Here is a 674-nt window from a genome sequence, read left to right as displayed (position 1 = left end):
GTACCACCCCCGGACCGTCCCCGGAACCGCACAAAGCCCCCACAGCGGGCCCGTACGATCACTCGCCTGACCGGCGGTAACACCTCAGCTCAGCTCGTTCGCCGCGCGCCCGGCCGCCGGTGAACGCCTCGCCGCACGCCCGAGGAGCCGCTCGTGTCCCCCCACCCCAACTCCCCTGTCTCCGCCATCGATTACGACGGCCGGCCGCTCCTGGTCGCGCCCCACACACGGCGCCTGGACGGGGCCGTACGGGAGGCCGTCGTACCGCCGTTCGCGCCGCCGGTGACCCATGGGTCGCTGGCCGACCTGCCGTTCGACAACGCGGCCGCGGACCCGGACGCGGTGGTGCTGAGCCGCAAGCTCGGAAACGGGCACTGGAAGGACATCACGGCCGCGCGCTTCGCCGAGGAGGTGCTCGCGGTGGCGAAGGGGCTGATCGCGGAGGGGCTGGTGCCCGGGGACCGGATCGCGATCATGGCGCGCACGACGTACGAGTGGACGCTGCTCGACTTCGCCGCCTGGGCCGCGGGCCTCGTCACCGTCCCCGTCTACCCCACCTCCTCCCTCTTCCAGACCCGCTGGATCCTGCACGACTCCGGCGCCGTCGCCCTGGTGACCGAGACCGGCGCCCAGGCCGCCGCGCTCGGGCCCGAGCTACAACACCTGCCGGAACT

At 73.3% G+C, this 674-nt stretch carries 1 protein-coding gene; it reads left to right on the top strand.

The features are described 5' to 3' along the window. Nucleotides 1-153: 153 nt before the first annotated feature. The coding region (locus CCN72_RS36415; RefSeq protein ID WP_143664332.1) for an AMP-binding protein at nt 154-674 on the top strand (521 nt) is incomplete at its 3' end.

This window comes from Streptomyces murinus (assembly GCF_002154555.1).
Taxonomy (GTDB): Bacteria; Actinomycetota; Actinomycetes; order Streptomycetales; family Streptomycetaceae; genus Streptomyces; species Streptomyces murinus.
Note: the sequence above shows the minus strand (reverse complement) of the source record. Positions and strands in the feature narration are given on the sequence as shown.